The sequence below is a fragment of the Pseudomonas sp. B22129 genome (assembly GCF_044218875.1).
GTDB lineage: Bacteria > Pseudomonadota > Gammaproteobacteria > Pseudomonadales > Pseudomonadaceae > Aquipseudomonas.
In genome coordinates this window covers 1,741,966-1,762,435 of sequence record NZ_CP162592.1, presented here as the reverse complement: position 1 = coordinate 1,762,435, position 20,470 = coordinate 1,741,966, and the positions used below count along the sequence as shown (strand labels likewise).

The window sequence follows — 20,470 nt, the reverse complement described above, 5'->3', positions numbered from 1 at the left end:
CTGCACCACAAAAAAGGGAGCCCCGAAGGGCTCCCTTTTTTTCATCTGAACAAATCTTACTTAACGTTAACCGTGATCACTTTGGACGCTACAGTCGGGTTGAACTGCATGTGCAGCTTGTCGCCGGCCACCAGCTGCAAGGTGTGCTTGCCCGGGGTAAGGGTCAGCTCGGTCTCGGTTTGCGCCTTGCCGTAGTGAATCACAGTGTCGGTAGCCGGGATCGGTACGCTGGCGTCCGGCAGTTCTTTCTGGTCGACCAGCAGGTGGTGGTGGCCGGTGCCTGGGGTCTGGTCTGTGGCCGGGGCCAGTTTCAAGCCTTCCATGCCGAATTTGACGGTGAAGGTCTTGTCGACGGTGGCACCGTCTTTGGGCGACACGATGAAGACTTTGGCGCCTTCAGGCGGCGCGCTGCGCGGGATGCCGTCGGCGGCAGTGGCCAACATAGAGGCGCCCAGCAGCAGGCTGGCAATCGTTGCACGGGCAAATAGAGCGTTCATTCACTTCTCCAGTTTCTGCATGAAATCTGTTGGGTTATGACAACTTCGCGACAAATTGCTGTCCAAGGCACTCATCACCATAGCAAAGCGATGCTGACTGGCGCCTCGCACAGCTGAATTCCTTAGGAGCGACCATGCGCTTTTCGCCTGGCCTTGTACTTTTACTGCCCCTCTTGAGCCCCTTGGCTCACGCTGAACTGATCGACGATGTGTTCGACCGTGGCGAACTGCGTATCGCCCTCGAAGCCAACACCCCGCCTTTCAACTTCAAGGACGGCGATAAACTCACCGGCTTTGAAGTAGAGCTGGGCGAACAACTGGCCAAGGAAATGGACGTACGCCCCTCGTTCATCACCACCGATGACACCGACCTGCTGCCGGGCGTTGAAACCGGCAAATACGACGTGGCCATCAACCATATCGCTATGACTGCCGAGCTGCAGGATCGGTTCGATTTCAGCGAGGTCTACAAGGAAACACCTGAGCTGGCCATTCCATTCCAAAAAGGTAATCCGGCCTTCAAAAGCAGCCTGGACAAGGCGTTGCAGCACATCAAGGCCGATGGGCGCTTGAAGGCGATGACGCAGAAGTGGTTTGAGGGCGATGGGGATACGCCGATAGCAAAGGCGCAATAAATTAAATGAGGGAGCGGGCTTGCTCGCGAATCCGGTCTGTCAGCCACCTTATACATCGACTGATCCACCGCTTTCGCGAGCAAGCCCGCTCCCACATTTGGATCTAGGCAAGACTTGATATTTGGGCCAAGGCGGCAGCTGCTTCGGGCAACTGGAGCTCACTGAACACCAGCACCCCATGACGCTTGAGCAGCGCCGCCGTCACGCCCTCACCGCTGACCTTCACACCACTGAAGGTGCCGTCATAGGTCAGCAGGTTGCCACACGACGGGCTGTTGGCCTTGAGAATGGCGATACGGATGTTGTGCTGCTGCACCAGCGCCAACGCCTGGCGGGCGCCGTCGAGGAAGGCGGCGGTGAAGTCTTCACCCTCAGCCGTCAGCACTTGGGCACGGCCTTCCCACACATCAATGCCCTGCCCGCCGGGAATCTCGGCAGGCGGCCTGGGCGTCGGCAAACCGCCCGACACTTCCGGGCAAATCGCCACCACGCGACCTTCGGCCTGCCACACCGCCAATTGATCAAACGGCCCGCTGCCTGCGCCGTCGTAGCGCACCTTGTGCCCGAGCAGGCAGCGGCTGACCAGAATCTTTTCCATGCTTAAAACGGCTCGTTGCCGCGGCGGCGAAACCAGCCGGTGAGGGACAGGCGTTCACGCGTGGCGGGAAGGACTTCGTGGGGCACCTCGCCCGACAGGAACACCACCAGGCAACCGCCGGTGGGCACCACATCGTGTTCGAGGCCGTCCTTGAGGTACATGCGCAGCTGGCCGCCATGGGCGGGCAGCCATTCGTCATTCAAGTAAACCACCGCCGAGACCATGCGCCGGTCGTCGTCGCGAAAACGGTCCACATGCTTGAGGTAAAACGCGCCGGGCGGGTACATCGCAAAATGGCTTTCGAAATCTTCCAGGCCCATGAACAGCCCGCGATTCATCGCCTGGCGCAGGCCATCCATCACGCCCATGTAAGCCTCGCAGACAGCCGCATCACCCTCTTCCAGCCACTGGATACGATCACCGCGAATGCCCTCGCGGATCTCCTGGGCCGGCCCACGCCCCACCGCCGCCGGGGCCAGCTCACCCTCGGCCGCACGTTTACGGCACTCAGCCGCCAGTTCCAGGGTCAGAGCCTGGGGCAGGAAGCCGTTCTGCTGCGACCAGCCTTTCTCGGCCAGGTCGTCGACGATGCGTTGCAGCAGTGGGTGTTCAAGGGGTGTTTGCATGGCGCGCATAGTATCCATACGCCTGTGAATCCGACAGAGCCGCCGAGCGTCTGAACACACTTTAGTCATGTAGCCGATAGGATTTCTCGACAAATCCTACGCCCGACACGGACAATAGTGGCCGACTGACAGGAGTCCCTATGCGTCGTTTGTTTTTTTCCCTTCTAATGTTCTGCGTTTTGCCCGCTTGGGCAGACGGCCACGACCAGTTGTACAAGGTCGCCGGCTGGGCCGAACAACGTGCGCATTTCAACGACGCCCTCAGTGCGGCCCAGCAACGCTACCGCAACAGCCTGCCGCCGGCGGTGTACCAGGCGCTGGTGGACAACAGTAATAAACGCTTTGCCGCCCAGGCGGTGGACCAGCGCGCCGAAGCGCAACTGCGCAAAAACCTCACCGACCCGAAACCCGCCCTCGCGTTTTTCCAGTCGCCGCTGGGCCGCAAAATCGTCGCCGCCGAGCTGCTCGCCACCCGCCGCGACCAATTGGCCAAAAACGCCCAAGGCTTGCCGCATATGCAAGCCGACGCCACCCGCAGCCTGATCATCGGCCACCTCGCTCAGGCCCTGCCGGCGCGTGAGGCGGGGGCGGAAGTCAGCCTGGCGATTGCCGGCGTGGCCGCCGACAGTTTGAGCCAGATGATCCCCGGCCTGTTGGGCGGTGGTCAGGCGCAAGGCATGTTGAATGGTCAGCGTGAGCGCTTGATGCAGCAGATCGGCAATGATTTGAACAACACGTTGCTCTACGTTTACCGGGATTTGTCTGACCCGGAGCTGGAAGAATTCGCGACGTTTGCGGAGTCGCCGGAGGGCAAGGCGTATTACCAGGCGGCGCTGGCGGCGATTCGTGCAGGCCTGGCGGTCGGCCAAAGCACCTCAAGCCTGTCGCAGTAACCCATGTGGAAACAGGCTTGTGTGGGAGCTGGCTTGCCTGCGATGGGATCAACCCGGTGTACCTGATGCACCGAGGTGTCTGCATCGCAGGCAAGCCAGCTCCCACATGTCGACCGGGTTACTTCAGGTGGTTCGTGAGGTACTTGAAGTACTCATCACGAATCTCTGGAATCTCATTCGCCAGGTGATGCCGACCACGGGCAATCATCAACACCTCGGGCCTGTCGAACTTGCCCTGCAGCACCTGCAAGTTGTGCTGCCAGTCCACCGTCATATCTTCCTCACCTTGCACAATCACCGGCCGCCTCAGGCTGCGCGGTGCGGCTTCGATGCGTTTGATCCAGCGCGCCAAAGCGCCGACCCAGGCGGTCGGCAGTTGGCGCGGCTGCAAGGGGTCGGCTTCGAGGAAGGGTTTGAATTTCGGGTCGTTGGTGTTCTCGCTGAACCGCCGTGCAATGCCTTTGACGAAGGGCCGCAACAAGTAATAGCTGACCTGCGACCAGCCCCAGGCACGCGGCCGCACCAAGGGTGACAACAGGAACGTCTTGCCCTGGGCCGGGCTGCCCGCGCCATGATTGAGCAAATGGTCCACCACCACCGCGCCGCCGGTGCTTTGCCCGAACAGGTGCCAGGGTTGCGGCAATTGCAGCATGTGCGCTTGGGCGAACAGCGCCTGCACCACGTCCTGGTAGACCGAAAAGTCATCAATGCTGGCACGCGCGCCGCTGGACAGCCCATGGCCCGGCAAATCACAGGCAATCACCACAAAACCCTGGTCCAGCGCCCAGTCCACCACATGGCGGTACAGCCCCATGTGATCGTAGAAACCGTGAAACATGAACATCGTCGCCACCGGCACCGCCGGCCACCACACCTGCGCCACCACTTGATACCCACCCACCTCAAAGCGCCCCAGGCGGCTCACCACAGGCTCTTTGCGCGCCGGCAGGTCCAGCCCGTAGAAGCGCTGGTAAACCCGCGCTTCGGCGCTGAGCGGTTGCGCATCCACCAGGGGTCGCAAGCTTTCGCGCAGATGATCGGGGTCAAAGCTGACAGGCATAAAGGGTTCCAGACTCGCGGTGAAGATGAATATCGAGCTGCGATATTCATCTGTCAGGGCAAGCATGGCAAGCTACGCGACCTTCGAGGATTGATCTGAATGCGACAGCCCTACCGTTCCGCCTTGTTCGCCAGCCTGCTCCTGGTTATCTGCGCCGGAGTGCTGTGGGCGGCGTATGACTGGTTTCAGGGGCGCTACCTGCGCGCGTTCAGCGAACACACGGCGGTCTTCTCCGGCGACACCTTGCGCCTGCCCGCCGAGCTGTCAGGCCCCGGCCCGATCCGCCTCGTGCACTTCTGGGACCCGGCGTGCCCGTGCAATGTCGGCAACCAGCAACATTTGGGCGAGCTGATCGAGCACTACGCACCTCAAGGCGTTGAGTTCTATGCCCTGCAAAAAGCCGGCAGCCACGGCAAACTGCCCGACAACCTGCGCAAAATGAAAACCCTCACGGCCCTCTCCGGTGCTGACCAGGTACCGGCCACACCTGCCGTGGGCATTTGGGATCGCACCGGTAAACTGGCGTATTTCGGCCCCTACAGCGAAGGGCTGACGTGTAATTCCAGCAACAGTTTTATCGAGCCGATCCTCAAGGCCCTGGACGCCGGGCGCGAAGTCGATGCCACTCACACCCTGGCGGTGGGCTGCTATTGCCAATGGGGCAATGCGTCAAACTGAACACAAGCTGTTTGACCGGCAAACTCCAATCCCCCCTCCGGCAGCCTGCTGTATCGTACGGTCTCAGCGCGATTGTAAGCAGACGACGGAAATACATGAGCCAGTTAACCATCATCCTCTGGATACTCAACGTCATCGTTGATACATCCGGCCAACTGGCATTCAAAGCCGCCGCCTCAGCCAGCGCCGAACACGACGGCCTCGCCCACTGGAAGCACATGCTCAAGCGCCCGTGGATCTGGCTCGGCGTGATCTGCTATGTCTTCGAATTCGTATTGTGGCTGGCGTTCCTGTCGCTGGTGCCGCTGTCGGTGGGCGTGATGCTCGGCTCGATCAATATCGTGGTGATCATGATTGCCGGGCGTTTCCTGTTCAAGGAGAGCCTGAGCAAGTGGCGGTTGATCGGCATCATGCTGATCGCCTGTGGCGTGACCGTTGTAGGGTTTGAATGATGAAACGCTTCTATATCCTGGGTTTTCTCGCGCTGATCATTTTCGACACCTTGGCGCAGGTCAGCTTCAAGTTCGCCTCGGTGCACGCCGAGCCCTTGGCGATGGACGCCGCCTGGCTGATTCGCGTGTTTGGGGCGCCCTGGATCTACGGCGCGTTTGTGGGTTACATCGGCGCCTTCTTCACCTGGATGACCTTGCTCAAGTACGCGCCTGTGGGCCCTGCATTTGCGGCTTCGCACCTGGAGTTGATCAGCGTCACGCTGATTTCCGTCTGGTTGTTCGATGACAGCCTGACCTGGCCCAAAATCATCGGCGGCGCGCTGATTATCGCGGGCATTCTGTGCCTGGCGCGCAGTGAAGACGAAGCCGAAAAGGCCGTCGACACCGAGCGTTCGGACGCGCTCGCGTAATGATGCCCCGGGAAATTCCGCCCACCGCAGGGCTGCCTCTGCGTTGGCGGGATTTGCTCGGCCTCTCGGGCGAGCTGGCGCCCGCGCTGGCCCGCCAACTCTCGATTCCACTGCCCGCACTGCCCTGCTCCGGCACAGCCGCGCTGATCATCGCCCTGCGCGTGTTGCAGCGGCGCATGCCTGGCCGCACCCGGCTTATCGTGCCCGCCTACACCTGCCCCTTGGTAGCGTTGGCAGCCCACCACTGCCCGCCGCTGCAAGTGGTGCCCTGTGATTTGCAACCGGGCAGCATCGACCTGGACGAAGCGCAGCTGACGCAGTTGTGCGACGAAAGCACGCTGGCGGTGGTGGTCACCCATTTGGCCGGGCGCGTGGCCGATGTGGACGCCGCCAAACGTATTGCCAGCCGCGTCGGCGCTGCGGTCATCGAAGACGCCGCCCAAGCCATGGGCGCGCTGGACGATGGCCAATCTGTCGGGCTCAAAGGCGACGTGGGCTTTTTCAGCATGGCGCTGGGCAAAGGCCTGACGACCGCAGAAGGCGGCGTGTTGTTCAGCCGCGATCCTGTGCTGCACCAGGCTTTGCACCGCCAATGCCGCAACGACCTGCCCTTCAGCCTGCGCTGGGAACTGCAACGCAGCGCAGAGCTGTGGGGGTATGCGCTGGTTTATCAGCCGCGTGGTTTGTACTACGCGTACGGCAAGGGCCTGCGCGCCGCGCTGGCACAGGGTGATGAAGTGGCCGCGGTGGGCGACGACTTCTCGGTCGACGACATCCCGCTGCATCGCCTCGGCAGTTATCGGCGCAAGGTCGGCGCCGCCGCGTTGGTGCGTTTGCCCGGCTACTTGCAGCAAGGCCGCCATCGGGCCCTGCATCGCGCAGCACGCCTGAATGCCTTGCCCGGCGTCTCGGTGGTCATGGACCGCCCGGGGCAGCAAGGCACCTGGCCCTTTCTGATGGTGGTGATGCCGTCAGCGCGCACCCGCGATGCGGCGATGGCGCAGCTGTGGACCTCGGGGCTCGGCGTGACGCGCCTGTTTATCCACACCTTGCCCGGCTACCCGGCCGTGGCCCCGCTGTTGCAGCCCGGCGGCCAAATCGCCCAAGCCGAGGCCTTCGCCCGCCGCACGCTGTCGATCAGCAACAGCCATTGGCTCACCGACGACCACTTCGAACAGATCCTCAGCCAGCTCAAGGCGATTGTCGCCAGCCCTGATTGATGCGCGCCACCAAGCGGCTGTTCAGTGCATTCTGCTGCGCTTGCCAGATCTGCACTTGCGCCGCCGGCAATTCCTCCTGGCCATCGGACGCACTCAGCCAGCGCTTGAACTTGCTTTCATAGCTGTAGGCCGACACATCACCGGTGATGTCCGCGCCGATGATCTGGCCCTCGCAGGCGCTGATCAAGTCATTCAAATGCTGCTCCAGGAACTCGCCCTGGTCCCAGTTGGTGTTCACCACCTCCGGGCTCAGCACGTCTTTGTCGATGGACAGGTAAACCGGCAACGAGCGATCAAACTGCGCCAGAAACGCGCGCATCAACTCATCGGGGTTGCTGAAAGCACGGTTGCCGCGCCCGGCGCCGACCCAGTTCATCCAGCGCGTATCAACGTTGACGTTCCAGTAGGTCAGCTTGCCCTTGAGCAACGGCGACCAGTGATTCTCCCAGGCGTGGCCCAGGCCAATGTCCTGGGAGCCGATGCCCAACACATGTACATGCTCGACCTGCGGCAACCGGCTGGCCCAGTAAACCCACGAACCGCAGTGAATGCCGAAGGGGTAACGCATGTTGTCAGGGTGGTTGTCGCAAATGATCAGTTGGTATTTCTGTTGCGCAGGCAGGCGGTTCAGCAACAGTTGGCTGAGGTGGTGGTAGTCGCCGCTGCCGGTGAACACGCAGCCGTAATCACTGGGCATCTGCGTATGCAGGGCCGTTTCCAGTTCTTTGAACTGCGCCCAGCGGCAGCCGAAGCGGATTTTTTCCTGCCAGGCTTGCAGGGGCAAGGTGACCGCGCCGGGGATGTCCGTCACGGCGCCGTCGAAATCCAGGATCAGGGGCGTGCGGGTCAAGCTCATGCGGTCTGCTCCTGGTGCCACTGGTTGTCGCTTTCAAAGTGGTGGCGAAAACGGTTGCCCAGCTTGCGCAGCAACGGGTTGCGGATCCACACCAGGTGCCGCGTAAAGGTGAAGTCGGCGCCCAGGCTGGCCTTGACCTGCGGGTCGGTCCAGCCTGCCACGTAAAACTTCAGGCCGCTGGCCACTGCGTACTCAAGGTTCACAAACCAGCTGACGAAGTACAGGTTGAACTCCAGCGCCAGCGGGTAATTCAGGCCGATGTACTTGTCGAGCAGCTTGTCGCCCTGCACGTAGCACAGGTTGAAACCGATCAGTTCGTCGCAGTGCCAGTAACAGAACACGCGGCCGTTACTGCCTGCGTCCCTGAGCAAGCCGCTGAAAAACGCCGGGGTCAGCAGGTCGAAGTGAATTTCGCTCTGGTCGTACACCGCCTTGTAGAGCCCATACAACTGCGTCAGCCACGCGTCATCGTTGAAACGCGCGTCGCCGGTTTCGAGGATTTCCACGCGCATGGCCTCGCGGCTGCGCAATTTGCGTCGGATATTGCGACGGCGGCTGTGGGACAAGCGCGCCAAATACTCATCAATCGTGGTGAAGTCTATCGGCACATATGCCAGCGCCTGACCTTCCAGGCTGATAAAGCCGCGCCGGCTGCACTCTTCGATCAAGGTTCGGGCGTAGCGGTTGTCCGCATCGCTGAGCAGCGGCGAGTCGCACGGCACGTCCTTGATCACGGTGAGCTTGCGCTGCGGCGCGCACGCCTCTTGCAGCCACTGCGCGAGGTCCTGGGGCGAGACAGCCTGGGGGAACGGCGCGTATTCGCTGACCGTGGTGCCGACGAAACAGCTGTCGATACGCAGCCACGCACTCCACAGGCCATACCCCGGCCAGCCGCGCACCCGCGCGATGAACTCATCGTCGGCGGTGGTCAGCAAATCGAACGGCGTAAAGAAATACGGCAGGCCCTGTTCGGACAGCCGCGCATCAAAACCCACCGGCGGGTGCTGCAAAAAGCGGCCGATCAGCGACGGCGCTTCCAGGCAGCACGCATAGGCGGGCTCGGGGCGGTTAGAGTCTGAAGGGGGTTGCTGGGCGCAGGTCATGGCAAAAAGCTCAAAGATGACAGGTGGAATAATAGCCGCTTCGGGGTGTTCTCCACTTGAACCTCGGCTGTCACAGCAGCAATTCCCCAAGCCTTCGCCAAACCCATTAGACTCCGTTGACCTTCAAGGTGACTGACTCAAGGACCGTCCATGAAACGCAGCCTGACCGTGCTCGCCCTGCTGATTGCCGCCTTGATGGCCGGTGCCGGCTGGTATGTCTACAGCAAGCAACCGACCCGCCAGGGCACTGAAACCCTGGCAGGCCTGCAAGGTGCGGTCACGGTGCGTTATGACGACCGTGGCGTGCCGCACATCCGTGCCGAGAACGAGACCGACCTGTACCGCGCACTCGGCTACGTGCACGCCCAGGATCGGCTGTTCCAGATGGAGATCATGCGCCGCCTGGCCCGTGGCGAACTCGCCGAAGTGCTGGGGCCCAAGGTGCTGGAGACCGACAAGCTGTTTCGCAGCCTGCGCATTCGCGAGCGCGCCTTGAGTTACGTGGAACACATGGAACACGACTCGCCGGCGTGGAAGGCGCTGCAAGCCTACCTGGACGGGATCAACCAGTATCAGGACAGCCACGCCAGCCCGATGGAATTCGACGTGCTGGGCATTCCCAAGCGCCGCTTTACCGCCGAAGACACCATCAGCGTCGCCGGTTACCTGGCCTACAGCTTTGCCGCCGCGTTTCGTACAGAACCCTTGCTGACCTACATCCGCGACCAGTTGGGTGGCGACTACCTGAAAGTCTTCGACCTCGACTGGCAACCCAAAGGCGCGCTGAACCTGGCCGCCAGCGACTGGAGCAGCCTCGGCGCCCTCGCCGCCTTGAGCGATCAGGCCCTGGCCGACAACGGCTTGCCGCAGTTCGAAGGCAGCAACGCCTGGGCGATCAGCGGCAGCCGCACCAAGAGCGGCAAGCCGTTACTGGCGGGTGACCCGCATATCCGTTTCTCGGTGCCGTCGGTGTGGTACGAGGCGCAGCTGTCGGCGCCAGGCTTTGAGCTGTATGGCTATCACAACGCGCTGGTGCCCGTGGCGTTCCTGGGGCACAACCTGGATTTCGGCTGGAGCCTGACCATGTTCCAGAACGACGACCTCGACCTGATCGCCGAAAAGGTCAACCCGGACAATCCCAACCAGGTCTGGTACCACGATCAATGGGTCGACATGACCCTCAGCGAGCAACAGATTGCGGTGAAGGGCCAGGCACCGGTGACGCTCACCCTGCGCCAGTCACCCCACGGCCCGATCATCAATGACGTGCTCGGCGAAAACGCCGGCCAGACGCCGATTGCCATGTGGTGGGCATTTCTCGACACGCAAAACCCGATTCTCGAAGGGTTCTACCAGCTCAACCGTGCCGACACCCTGGCCAAGGCCCGCGCGGCAGCGGCCAAGGTCTCGGCGCCGGGGCTGAACATCGTGTGGGCAAATGCCAAGGGCGATATCGGCTGGTGGGCGGCGGCGCAGTTGCCGATCCGCCCGGCCGGAGTCAACCCGGGTTTTATCCTCGACGGCAGCTCCGCCCAGGCCGACAAGCTGGGTTTCTACCCTTTCAGCGCCAACCCCCAGGAAGAAAACCCGGCGCGGGGTTACGTGGTGTCCGCCAATGCCCAGCCAGTGTCGCCCACCGGCATGGAGATTCCGGGCTATTACAACCTCGCCGACCGTGGCCAGCAGCTGAATGCGCAGTTGAGCGACAAAAGCGTGAAATGGGACGTGAACAACAGCCAGGCCTTGCAACTGGGCACCACCACCGCCTATGGCCCACGCTTGCTCGCGCCGTTACTGCCGGTGCTGCGTGAAGTGGTCAAGGATCCGGCGCAGTTGAAGCTGGTCGATCAGTTGGCGGCATGGAAAGGTGACTACCCGCTGGATTCCACAGCCGCCACGCTGTTCAACCAGTTCCTGTTCAACCTCACCGACGCGGCCTTCCACCCCAAGCTGGGCGACAATATGTTCAAAACCCTGCTCGGCACCCGCGTGATCGACGCCGCGCTGCCGCGCCTGGCCGCTTCGCCGGACTCACCCTGGTGGGACGGCAAGCGCGCCGAGACCGTGAAGCTCGCCTGGGACAACAGCCTGGCCCACCTCAAGGCCACCTTCGGCGATGACCCGAGCCAATGGCAGTGGGGTAAGGCCCACACCCTGACCCACGGCCACCCGCTGGGCATGCAAAAGCCGTTGGACGTGATCTTCAACGTCGGCCCCTTCCCCGCCCCCGGCAGCCACGAGGTGCCGAACAACCAATCCGCCGCGATTGGCCCCGCGCCCTGGCCGGTGACCTATGGCCCATCAACACGCCGCCTGATCGACTTTGCCGACCCGGCCCACGCCCTGACCATCAACCCGGTGGGGCAAAGCGGTGTGCCGTTTGATTCGCACTATGGCGACCAGGCGGAAACCTACATTGAGGGCGGCTATGAGCAGGCGCATTTCAGTGATGAGGAAGTGACGGCGAATACGCGCGGAACACTGAAGCTGCTGCCAGCACGGTAGCCGACTGTAAACCCGATTAATGTGGGAGCTGGCTTGCTGTGGCGAGGGAGCTTGCTCCCGCTGGAGTGCGAAGCGCTCCCATGATTTTGGGGCCGCTGCGCGACCCAGCGGGAGCAAGCTCCCTCGCCACAGCAAGCCCGCTCCCACATTTGATTTGTGTTGTAGCGACTATCGTGCGCGGAATCGCCCCGGCGCCTCGCCATAGGTCTCCTTGAACTTCTTGCTGAACGCCGCCTGGGACTGGTAACCCACCTGAGCGGCGATATCCAGCAAGCTCAACCGCGACTGGCGCAGCAGGTTAAACGCCAGCTCCATGCGCAACTGGGTCAGCAACACCCACGGCGACACCCCCGCCACCTTCACAAACGCCCGCATAAAGGTCGCCCGTGACATGCTCGCGGCGCCCGCCAGCGTGTCGATGGTCCATTCATGCCCCGGCTCGGCCAGCATCGCCTGCCAGGCTTTGCTCAGGCGCTTGTCGGCGAGCAACGCGAAGGTGCCCGCCACCGGCGCCTGGCGGCTCAACCAGGCCCGCAAAATCAGGGTGAACAGCGCTGAGGACAGTGCGTCGATAAAGGTCCGTGCGCCCAGCTGTTGGCCATCCGCTTCGCTGCGCAGCAAGGCGATCAGCGCTGCCAACTGCCCATCGGCCTGCCACTGGCGGCTGGACACCACCAGAAATTCCGGCAACGCACCGAACAGCAACGACTGGCGGTTGTAGTGAAAGCTGCCGCAGAGCATGTCCAGTTCCGGCTGGTCGCCACCCAGGCGATGCACCGGGAGCAAGCCGCCGTCGATCACCTTCGGCTGCATCGGCCGGATGCGCGCGCCCTGGCTGCGCAGCAGATGAGTGGCGCCGCCGGGCATCAGCAGAATGTCGCCCTCCTTCAGCGTCACGTGCTGCCCGCCCGTGAGTTCGGCGCGGCAGGTGCCGCTGAGCACGATGTGATACGGCGCCACGCCGAGGTTCTCGGGGGCATGATCAAGGGCCCAGTCGCCCTGGAACTGGCAACGTAGATCCAGACTGCCGCGCAGGTTGGCCAGCGCGATAAGCGTGTCGATCGAATTCATTTGCGAGCATCGGTCAAAAAGATGAGCGGATTGAACAATACCGCCACCCCCGAACGGAAGAGACTGGCTCCACACCCAACCTGTTCAGGAGTTACCGCAATGTTCAATAACTGGTCCGACTTGCTGCCTACCGTGAAGAAAGCCTTTGGCGCGCTGGGCAAGAGCAACCCGAAAATGGTCAAAGCCTACATGGCGCTGGGCGAAGCTGCCGAGGAAAACAACGTCCTGGATGCCAAGACCCGTGAACTGATTTCCATCGCCGTAGCCATCACCACCCGTTGCGACGGTTGCATCGGCGTGCATGCCGACGCGGCGATCAAGGCCGGCGCCACCCGCGAAGAAGTCGCCGCGACCCTGGCCACCGCGATCTCGCTGAATGCCGGCGCTGCGTACATCTACTCGCTGCGCGCGCTGGAAGCCTACGACACGCTCAAACCGGCGCCGCAAAGTTAAGCCGGAACTGTTGCGGCGTGACGCCCAACCGGCGGTTGAACACACCGCGCATGTGCTGGGCGTCGCGAAAACCGCATTGGTAGGCCACGGTTTTCAGGGGCGCGGGGCTGCTTTCGAGCATCACCCGCGCCGCGTCCACCCTCGCCCGCTCGACGAACTCGGCCGGGGTTATCCGCGCTTCCCGGGCGAACACCCGGGAGAAGTTGCGCGCGCTCATATTGGCCGCCTTGGCCAGGTCGGCAATGGTCAGATCGCCGGTCAGGTTCGCCAGCACATAGAGTTGCACCAGCGCCACCGCCGAGGTGGTTTCGGCGTGGGGCGTGAGAAACGGGCTGAACTGCGACTGCCCGCCCGAACGCTGGGTGAACACCACCAGGCGTTTGGCCACGCTCAGCGCGACTTCCGGCCCGTGGTCCTGGGCCAGCAAATACAGCGACAAATCGATACCCGCCGTGACCCCCGCCGAGGTGTAGAGGTTGCCGTCCTGCACATAAAGGCGGTCGGCCTCGACCTGGGCCGTGGGGCACAGGCGCGCCAGGTCAGCGGCGTCGTTCCAGTGGGTGGTGACGGTTTTGCCGTCCAACAACCCGGCGCGCGCGAGCATGAAGGCGCCGTTGCAGATGGAGCCGAAGCGTTGCGCTCTTTGAGTGGCACCGCGCAGCCAGTCATCGAACTCGGCACCGAAATCCTCGAAGGGCAATTGCGGGCCGCCGGCCACCAGCAGCAGGTCGTAAGCTTGCAGGGCTTCGCGGTAATGCCGGTGGGCTTGCAATGACAGGCCGTTGGAGGCGGCCATGCTGCCGTGGCCCAGGCCAAGCACTTCAAGCTGGTAATGATCTTCGGGCGGCAGGAAACGGTTGGCCTCGCAGAACACATCCATGGGGCCGGTCACGTCCAGTGACTGGACGCCGGGGAAGATCAGGATGGCAACGGTTTTGCCCATGAACAACACACCTTATCTAGCTGGATAAACACAAATCCCCTGTGGGAGCTGGCTTGCCTGCGATTGCATCACCTCAGTCTAACTGACTGACCGAGTTGCCTGCATCGCAGGCAAGCCAGCTCCCACATTTGATTGAGTGCATCCAGAAACACCCATGGCGCGATATGAAGGCAGGTTGGCCGACATCGCGCCCTCGTGCCGATAGCCCCTTCACGGGCGCGCGACCAGACTGAACTCATCGGCGCCACCCCCGGCGCTTTGTTGAGGAGAACGACCATGAGCACCACCATCGCCGGCATCCAGATCCCGGACAGCGCCCTGGCCAAGGCCACCACCGAATACATCCGTGACGTCGAATCCGACCTGCTGTACCACCACTCCCGCCGTGTTTTCCTGTTCGGCGCGTTGAGCGGCGAGCGCAAGCAACTGGCCTACAACCCGGAGCTGCTGTACGTCGGCGCGATGTTCCATGACCTGGGCCTGGTGGAAGGTCATCGCAGTGACGACGAGCGCTTTGAAGTCGACGGTGCCAACGCAGCCGCGGCCTTCCTCAAGCCTTACGGCCTGAGCGATGACGATATCGAGCAAGTATGGCTGTCCATCGCCCTGCACACCACGCCGGGCGTGCCGCAGCATTTGCGCCCCACCGTGGCCTTGGTCACCGCGGGTGTGGAAATGGATGTTTTGGGCATGGACTACGCGGCGTTTTCCACCGTGCAGCGCGAAGCCGTGGTGCATGCGCACCCACGCGGTGAAGGGTTCAAGGAGTGCATCATCTGCGCGTTTGCCGACGGCTTGCGCCATCGTCCGCAGACCACGTTTGGCAACGTGAAGACGGATGTGCTGGTGGATCAGGAGCCAGGGTTCAAGCCGATGAATTTTGTGGAAGTCATTCGCAAATCGCCGTGGACTGCGTAATCGACCTGAAATGCAATCCAATGTGGGAGCGGGCTTGCTCGCGAATGCTGAGTGTCAGTCACCAGATGTCTCGACTGGTCCACCGCATTCGCGAGCAAGCCCGCTCCCACATTTTGAGCCGGTTTGTTCAGATAAACCCAATCAGGCCGGTGCAGGCGCGCGGCGCTTGTCGGGCTGTTGCCAGCCATCCGCCGCCGCTTCTTCGATGGCTTGCTGGATGGCCTTCTTGCGCATCTCTTCGGCACGCCGGCTGAAGAACCACACCAGGAAGGTCACCAACGACACCGCCAACAGAATCAAACTGGCCACGGCGTTGATCTCGGGTTTAACCCCAAGGCGCACGGCCGAGAACACTTCCATCGGCAAAGTGGTTGAACCCGGGCCCGACACGAAGCTGGCCAGTACCAGGTCATCCAGCGACAGCGCGAACGACATCATGCCGCCCGCCGCCAACGATGGCGCGATCATCGGGATGGTGATCAGGAAGAACACCTTCCACGGCCGCGCGCCCAGGTCCATTGCCGCTTCTTCGATCGACAGGTCCAGCTCACGCAAGCGCGCCGACACCACCACCGCCACGTATGCCGCGCAGAAGGTGGTGTGGGCAATCCAGATGGTCACGATGCCACGTTCCTGCGGCCAGCCGATCATCTGCGCCATGGCCACGAACAGCAGCAACAGCGACAGACCGGTGATCACTTCGGGCATGACCAACGGCGCCGTCACCAGGCCGCCGAACAGCGTGCGGCCCTTGAAGTGGCTGATGCGCGTCAGCACGAAGGCTGCCAGGGTGCCTAGCGCCACGGCCGCAACGGCGGTGTAGCAGGCAATTTCCAGCGAGCGCGCCACCGAGCCCATCAACTGGGTGTTGTCCAACAGGCCCACGTACCACTTCACCGACCAACCGCCCCACACCGTCACCAGTTTGGATTCGTTGAACGAGTAGATCACCAGGATCAGCATCGGCAGGTAGATGAACAACAAGCCCGCTACCAGCATGAAGCTTGAGAAACTGAAACGCTTCATATCTTGCCCTCCATCTCTTTGGCTTGGCTGCGGTTGAACAGGATGATCGGCACGATCAGGATCGCCAGCATCACCACTGCCAGGGCAGACGCCACAGGCCAGTCACGGTTGTTGAAGAATTCTTGCCACAGCACTTTACCGATCATCAGGGTTTCCGGGCCGCCGAGCAGTTCCGGAATCACGAACTCGCCCACCACCGGGATAAACACCAGCATGCAGCCGGCGATGATGCCGTTCTTGGACAGCGGCACGGTGATTTTCCAGAAGCTGTTGAAGGTGCTCGACCCCAGGTCGGATGCAGCTTCCAGCAGGCTCTGGTCGTGTTTGACCAGGTTGGCGTACAGCGGCAGGATCATGAACGGCAGGTACGAATAGACCACGCCGATATACACCGCGATGTTGGTGTTGAGGATCTGCAGCGGTTCGTTGATCAGCCCCATGGACATCAGGAAGCCGTTGAGCAACCCGTTGTTGCTGAGAATGCCCATCCACGCATACACACGGATCAGGATCGCGGTCCAGGTCGGCATCATGATCAGCAGCACCAGCACGGTCTGCATCTCTTTGCGTGCGCTGGCGATGGCGTAGGCCATCGGGTAGCCGATCAGCAGGCACAGCAGCGTGCTGAAAAACGCCATCTTCAGCGAGCCCAGGTACGCGGCGATGTAGAGCTCATCGTCGCCGAGCATCGCGTAGTTGCCCAGGTTCAGCACCAGTTGCAGCTTCTGCTCAACGAAGGTGTAGATCTCGGTGTACGGCGGGATCGCCACGTCGGCTTCGGCAAAGCTGATTTTCAATACGATGAAAAACGGCAGGGCAAAAAACAGGAACAGCCAGAGAAACGGGATTCCGATGACCACATGCCGGCCACCGGGCGTTATTCGTTGCAGGCGACGTTTGAGCTTCTTCATGTTCATGAGCGAAGTACCACGCCGCTGTCGTCTTCCCACCACACGTAAACCTGGTCACCCCAGGTTGGCCGCTGGCCACGGCGCTCGGCGTTGGCCACAAAGGACTGCACCAGCTTGCCGCTCGGCAGTTCCACGTAGAACACCGAATGCCCGCCGAGGTAGGCGATGTCGTGCACCTTGCCGCTGGACCAGTTGTGCTCGCAGGTCGGCATTTCGGTGGTGACCAACAGTTTTTCCGGGCGAATGGCGTAGGTCACCGACTTGTCTTCCACCGAGGTGGCGATGCCGTAGCCCACGTAGATGTCGCGGTCCAGGTCGGCGCACTTGAGCACTGCGTGGCCTTCGGCGTCATCCACCACCTGGGTGTCGAAGATGTTCACGTTGCCGATGAACTCGCACACCAGGCGGCTGGTCGGGGTTTCGTAGATGTCGATCGGGCTGCCGATCTGGGCGATCCAGCCCAGGTGCATGATCGCGATGCGCTCGGCCATGGTCATGGCCTCTTCCTGGTCGTGGGTCACCATCACGCAGGTCACGCCGACGCGCTCGATGATCTCGACAAGTTCAAGCTGCATTTGCGAACGCAGCTTCTTGTCGAGTGCGCCCATCGGCTCATCGAGCAGCAGCAGTTTCGGGCGCTTGGCCAGGGAACGAGCCAATGCCACACGCTGACGCTGGCCGCCGGACAACTGGTGCGGCTTGCGCTTGGCGTACTGGCTCATCTGCACCAGCTTGAGCATTTCGGCCACGCGGGCGTCGATCTCGGCCTTGGGGATCTTGTCCTGTTGCAGGCCGAAGGCGATGTTCTGCGCTACGGTCATGTGCGGAAACAAGGCGTAGGACTGGAACATCATGTTGATCGGCCGCTCGTAGGGCGGCATGTCGGTGATGTCTTCGCCGTCGAGGTAGATGCGGCCCTCGGTCGGACGCTCGAAGCCTGCGAGCATGCGCAGCAAGGTGGATTTGCCCGAACCCGAACCGCCGAGCAAGGCGAAAATCTCGCCTTTCTTGATTTCCAGGGACACGTCGTCCACGGCAATCGTCTCGTCGAACTTCTTCGTGACCCGGTCGATTTTGACCAACACCTTTTTCGGTGTCTGGTCGCCCTCGAGGGCTTTCTTATAGGCGCCGGAGGCAACTGCCATTTACGAAACTCCCAGAAAAAAACAGTACAGTTCGCCCCAAACGGGCGAACCCTGGATAAGTTGAGCCTTACTTGCCCGTCTTGACTTTGGTCCAGCTACGGGTCATTAAACGTTGCACTTTCGGGGGTAGCTCGAAGTTGACGAATGTCCGGTCGAGAACCGCCTGCGGTGGGTAAACCGCTGCGTCGGTGCGTATCGATTGCTCCATCAGTTTGTCCGCCCCTGGGTTAGGGTTGGCGTAACCGACTTGATCACTGACCTGAGCGATCACCTCAGGCTTCAGCAAATAGTTGATGAAGGCGTGGGCCTCTTTGACGTTCGCGGCGTCCGCCGGGATCGCCAGCACGTCAAACCACAGGTTGCCGCCTTCTTTCGGAATCGTGTAGGCGATGTTCACGCCTTTGCCCGCTTCAGCCGCACGGGCCTTGGCCTGGAACACATCGCCGGAGAAACCTGCCGCCACGCAGATGTTGCCGTTGGCCAGGTCCGAGATGTATTTGGACGAATGGAAGTAGGTCACGTAGGGCCGCACTTTGAGCAGCTTCTCTTCGGCCTTCTTGTAATCCTCAGGGTTGGTGCTGTTGGGGTTCAGGCCCATGTAGTTGAGCACCGCCGGCAGCATTTCATCCGCCGAGTCCATGAACGACACGCCGCAACTGGCCAGCTTCTTCATGTTCTCCGGCTCGAACAGCACGGCCCAGGAGTCGATATGGTCGACGCCCAGCACTTCCTTCACTTTATCGACGTTGTAACCAATGCCATTGGTGCCCCACAGGTACGGCACGGAATACTGGTTACCCGGGTCGTTCTTTTCCAGGCGCTTGAGCAGCACCGGGTCGAGGTTGGAATAGTTAGTCAGCAATGATTTGTCGAGCTTTTGAAACGCCCCGGCCTTGATCTGCTTGCCGAGGAAGTGGTTGGACGGCACGACCACGTCATAACCGGTACGCCCGGCCAGCAACTTGCCTTCCAGGGTTTCGTTGGAGTCAAACACGTCATATACAGGCTTGATGCCGGTGGCCTTTTCGAAGTTGGCCAGGGTGTCCGGGCCAATGTAGTCCGACCAGTTATAAATATGCACAGTCGGCGCAGCCTGCACGCTCAACGCCAGCGTGATACCAGCACCCACCAGCATGGCTTGGCGGAAAAAAGAAATTGGCAAGTGGAGGTCCTCTTAACTAGTTGGGCCTTAAGTTGTTGCCCGGCAACAAAACCGGCGCGCAACTTACCCTCGATAAACCGATCCGGCAAAACTTTCTGTCATTTAATGTGTAAGAAGGGCAGTCAACCTGCCCCTCCTACTGTTTTAAGGCTTACTTGCCCGATTTGATCTTGGTCCAGCTGCGTGTCATTTCACGCTGGGTTGCAGCCGGCAAGTCGGCAATCGCGTAGAGCTTGGCTTGCACGTCCGCTGGCGGGTAGATGCCCGGGTCGCTGGTGATGTCTTTGTCGACCAGTGCGGTGGCTTTCTCGTTACCGTTCGGGAAACGCACGCTGTTGGTGATCGAGGCCATGACTTCCGGCTTGAGCAGGTAGTTCATGAACTTGTAGGCCGCGTCGACGTTTTCGGCATCTTTAGGGATGGCGACCATGTCGAAGAAGCTGCCGGCGCCCTCTTTCGGAATGTCGTAGGCCACTTTCACCTTGCCGCCGGCCTCAGCCGCACGGGACTTGGCCTGCTGGATGTCACCCGAATAACCCACGGCTACGCAGATGTTGCCGTTGGCCAGGTCCGAGATGTACTTGGACGAGTGGAAGTAGCCAATCGAAGGGCGCAGTTTGAGGAACAGGTCTTCGGCCTGTTTCAGGTCGGCTTTTTTCTGGGTATCGGTGGGCAGGCCCAGGTAATGCAGCGCCACCGGCAGCATTTCGGTCGGCGAGTCCAGGAAGCTCACGCCGCAGCTTTTCAGCTTGGCAATGTTTTCAGGCTTGAGCAGCACGTCCCACGAATCGATCTTGTCCACGCCCAGCGCAGCCTTGACCTTCTCCGGGTTGTAGCCGATGCCGATCGAGCCCCACATGTACGGGAAAGCGTGCTTGTTGTCCGGGTCGCTGACCGACACGGCTTTAAGCAGGGATTTGTTCAGGTTGTCGTAGTTGGACAGCTTGGACTTGTCCAGCTCCTGGTAAACGCCGGCCTTGATCTGCTTGGCGAGGAAGTTGTTCGACGGTACGACGATGTCGTAACCGGACTTGCCTGCCAGCAACTTGGCTTCCAGGGTTTCGTTGCTGTCGAAAACGTCGTACACCACTTTGATGCCCGACTCTTTTTCAAAGTTGGCGATGGTGTCCGGTGCAATGTAGTCGGACCAGTTGTAGACGTGCAGCACTTTATCGTCTGCCTGGGCCGCGCCCGCCATTGCGCCCATCAGGGACAAGGCGAGGAGGGTCTTGCCAGCGTTCTTCAAACCTAATGCCTTCATTTGGTGATGCTCCAATTTTTCTTTTTTGGGCCACGTTCTTCATCGTT

General features: G+C 61.3%; 22 protein-coding genes. 9 read left to right on the top strand and 13 right to left on the bottom strand.

The window, feature by feature from the left end; genetic code table 11:
• Positions 1–56: 56 nt before the first annotated feature.
• Complete coding sequence (locus tag AB4P94_RS07990; RefSeq protein WP_395610100.1) at positions 57–497, bottom strand: DUF4399 domain-containing protein; 441 nt, start codon at positions 495–497, stop codon at positions 57–59.
• A gap of 134 nt (positions 498–631) precedes the next feature.
• Between AB4P94_RS07990 and AB4P94_RS07985 the strand changes: the two genes are divergently transcribed.
• A complete protein-coding gene (locus AB4P94_RS07985) occupies positions 632–1,132 on the top strand; it encodes a transporter substrate-binding domain-containing protein (RefSeq protein WP_395610099.1) in 501 nt (166 codons plus the stop codon).
• Between the two features lie 103 nt (positions 1,133–1,235).
• Here the strand turns inward: AB4P94_RS07985 and AB4P94_RS07980 are convergent, their stop codons facing one another.
• Positions 1,236–1,730, bottom strand: a complete 495-nt coding sequence (locus AB4P94_RS07980; protein WP_395610098.1) for a DUF523 domain-containing protein — start codon at positions 1,728–1,730, stop codon at positions 1,236–1,238.
• Between the two features lie 2 nt (positions 1,731–1,732).
• Positions 1,733–2,365, bottom strand: coding sequence for a 2OG-Fe(II) oxygenase (locus tag AB4P94_RS07975; protein ID WP_395611309.1), 633 nt, complete (start codon positions 2,363–2,365; stop codon positions 1,733–1,735).
• Positions 2,366–2,496: 131 nt separating this feature from the next.
• Between AB4P94_RS07975 and AB4P94_RS07970 the strand changes: the two genes are divergently transcribed.
• On the top strand, positions 2,497–3,249 hold the full coding sequence (locus AB4P94_RS07970; RefSeq protein ID WP_395610097.1) for a DUF2059 domain-containing protein: 753 nt from the start codon (positions 2,497–2,499) through the stop codon (positions 3,247–3,249).
• Between the two features lie 118 nt (positions 3,250–3,367).
• Here AB4P94_RS07970 and AB4P94_RS07965 read toward each other — a convergent pair whose 3' ends face one another.
• On the bottom strand, positions 3,368–4,309 hold the full coding sequence (locus AB4P94_RS07965; protein WP_395610096.1) for an alpha/beta hydrolase: 942 nt from the start codon (positions 4,307–4,309) through the stop codon (positions 3,368–3,370).
• A 99-nt stretch (positions 4,310–4,408) separates the two neighbouring features.
• On the opposite strand from AB4P94_RS07965, the gene AB4P94_RS07960 reads away from it, so the two are divergent.
• The 4 genes from AB4P94_RS07960 (at position 4,409) to AB4P94_RS07945 (ending at position 7,069) form a co-directional block, all read left to right on the top strand.
• Positions 4,409–4,987, top strand: a complete 579-nt coding sequence (locus AB4P94_RS07960) for a DUF6436 domain-containing protein (RefSeq protein WP_395610095.1) — start codon at positions 4,409–4,411, stop codon at positions 4,985–4,987.
• Between the two features lie 95 nt (positions 4,988–5,082).
• Entirely contained in the window at positions 5,083–5,439 is a 357-nt protein-coding gene (locus tag AB4P94_RS07955; protein ID WP_395610094.1) for an EamA family transporter, read from the top strand.
• The gene (locus AB4P94_RS07950; RefSeq protein ID WP_395610093.1) at positions 5,439–5,849 is read left to right on the top strand and encodes a DMT family transporter; all 411 of its coding nucleotides are present in this window, start codon (positions 5,439–5,441) and stop codon (positions 5,847–5,849) included. Before AB4P94_RS07955 ends, AB4P94_RS07950 begins: the two co-directional genes overlap by 1 nt.
• The gene (locus tag AB4P94_RS07945) at positions 5,849–7,069 is read left to right on the top strand and encodes a DegT/DnrJ/EryC1/StrS family aminotransferase (protein ID WP_395610092.1); all 1,221 of its coding nucleotides are present in this window, start codon (positions 5,849–5,851) and stop codon (positions 7,067–7,069) included. The genes AB4P94_RS07950 and AB4P94_RS07945 overlap by 1 nt, the downstream gene beginning before the upstream one ends.
• Here AB4P94_RS07945 and AB4P94_RS07940 read toward each other — a convergent pair.
• Entirely contained in the window at positions 7,041–7,925 is an 885-nt protein-coding gene (locus AB4P94_RS07940) for a hypothetical protein (RefSeq protein ID WP_395610091.1), read from the bottom strand. The genes AB4P94_RS07945 and AB4P94_RS07940 overlap by 29 nt on opposite strands.
• Positions 7,922–9,028: a GNAT family N-acetyltransferase gene (locus AB4P94_RS07935; protein WP_395610090.1), complete on the bottom strand. Its 1,107-nt coding sequence runs from the start codon at positions 9,026–9,028 to the stop codon at positions 7,922–7,924. The genes AB4P94_RS07940 and AB4P94_RS07935 overlap by 4 nt, the downstream gene beginning before the upstream one ends.
• Positions 9,029–9,178: 150 nt before the next feature.
• Here AB4P94_RS07935 and AB4P94_RS07930 point away from each other — a divergent pair, with 150 nt between their 5' ends.
• On the top strand, positions 9,179–11,533 hold the full coding sequence (locus tag AB4P94_RS07930) for a penicillin acylase family protein (RefSeq protein ID WP_395610089.1): 2,355 nt from the start codon (positions 9,179–9,181) through the stop codon (positions 11,531–11,533).
• A gap of 168 nt (positions 11,534–11,701) precedes the next feature.
• On the opposite strand, the gene AB4P94_RS07925 is transcribed toward AB4P94_RS07930, so the two are convergent.
• Positions 11,702–12,604, bottom strand: coding sequence for an AraC family transcriptional regulator (locus AB4P94_RS07925; protein WP_395610088.1), 903 nt, complete (start codon positions 12,602–12,604; stop codon positions 11,702–11,704).
• Positions 12,605–12,703: 99 nt separating this feature from the next.
• On the opposite strand from AB4P94_RS07925, the gene AB4P94_RS07920 reads away from it, so the two are divergent.
• Positions 12,704–13,057, top strand: a complete 354-nt coding sequence (locus tag AB4P94_RS07920; RefSeq protein WP_016973032.1) for a carboxymuconolactone decarboxylase family protein — start codon at positions 12,704–12,706, stop codon at positions 13,055–13,057.
• Here the strand turns inward: AB4P94_RS07920 and AB4P94_RS07915 are convergent.
• Entirely contained in the window at positions 13,035–14,000 is a 966-nt protein-coding gene (locus tag AB4P94_RS07915; RefSeq protein ID WP_395610087.1) for a GlxA family transcriptional regulator, read from the bottom strand. The genes AB4P94_RS07920 and AB4P94_RS07915 overlap by 23 nt on opposite strands.
• Before the next feature lie 276 nt (positions 14,001–14,276).
• Here AB4P94_RS07915 and AB4P94_RS07910 point away from each other — a divergent pair, with 276 nt between their 5' ends.
• Entirely contained in the window at positions 14,277–14,918 is a 642-nt protein-coding gene (locus AB4P94_RS07910) for an HD domain-containing protein (protein ID WP_395610086.1), read from the top strand.
• A 141-nt stretch (positions 14,919–15,059) separates the two neighbouring features.
• Here AB4P94_RS07910 and AB4P94_RS07905 read toward each other — a convergent pair whose 3' ends face one another.
• The 5 genes from AB4P94_RS07905 to AB4P94_RS07885 all read right to left on the bottom strand — a co-directional run bounded on the left by AB4P94_RS07905 (position 15,060) and on the right by AB4P94_RS07885 (position 20,408).
• Positions 15,060–15,944, bottom strand: a complete 885-nt coding sequence (locus AB4P94_RS07905; RefSeq protein ID WP_395610085.1) for an ABC transporter permease subunit — start codon at positions 15,942–15,944, stop codon at positions 15,060–15,062.
• Positions 15,941–16,861: an ABC transporter permease subunit gene (locus AB4P94_RS07900; RefSeq protein ID WP_395610084.1), complete on the bottom strand. Its 921-nt coding sequence runs from the start codon at positions 16,859–16,861 to the stop codon at positions 15,941–15,943. The genes AB4P94_RS07905 and AB4P94_RS07900 overlap by 4 nt, the downstream gene beginning before the upstream one ends.
• Positions 16,858–18,000, bottom strand: coding sequence for an ABC transporter ATP-binding protein (locus AB4P94_RS07895; RefSeq protein WP_016973037.1), 1,143 nt, complete (start codon positions 17,998–18,000; stop codon positions 16,858–16,860). Before AB4P94_RS07895 ends, AB4P94_RS07900 begins: the two co-directional genes overlap by 4 nt.
• A gap of 67 nt (positions 18,001–18,067) precedes the next feature.
• Positions 18,068–19,162: a polyamine ABC transporter substrate-binding protein gene (locus AB4P94_RS07890; RefSeq protein ID WP_395610083.1), complete on the bottom strand. Its 1,095-nt coding sequence runs from the start codon at positions 19,160–19,162 to the stop codon at positions 18,068–18,070.
• Between the two features lie 151 nt (positions 19,163–19,313).
• A complete protein-coding gene (locus AB4P94_RS07885) occupies positions 19,314–20,408 on the bottom strand; it encodes a polyamine ABC transporter substrate-binding protein (protein ID WP_026083135.1) in 1,095 nt (364 codons plus the stop codon).
• Positions 20,409–20,470: the final 62 nt, after the last annotated feature.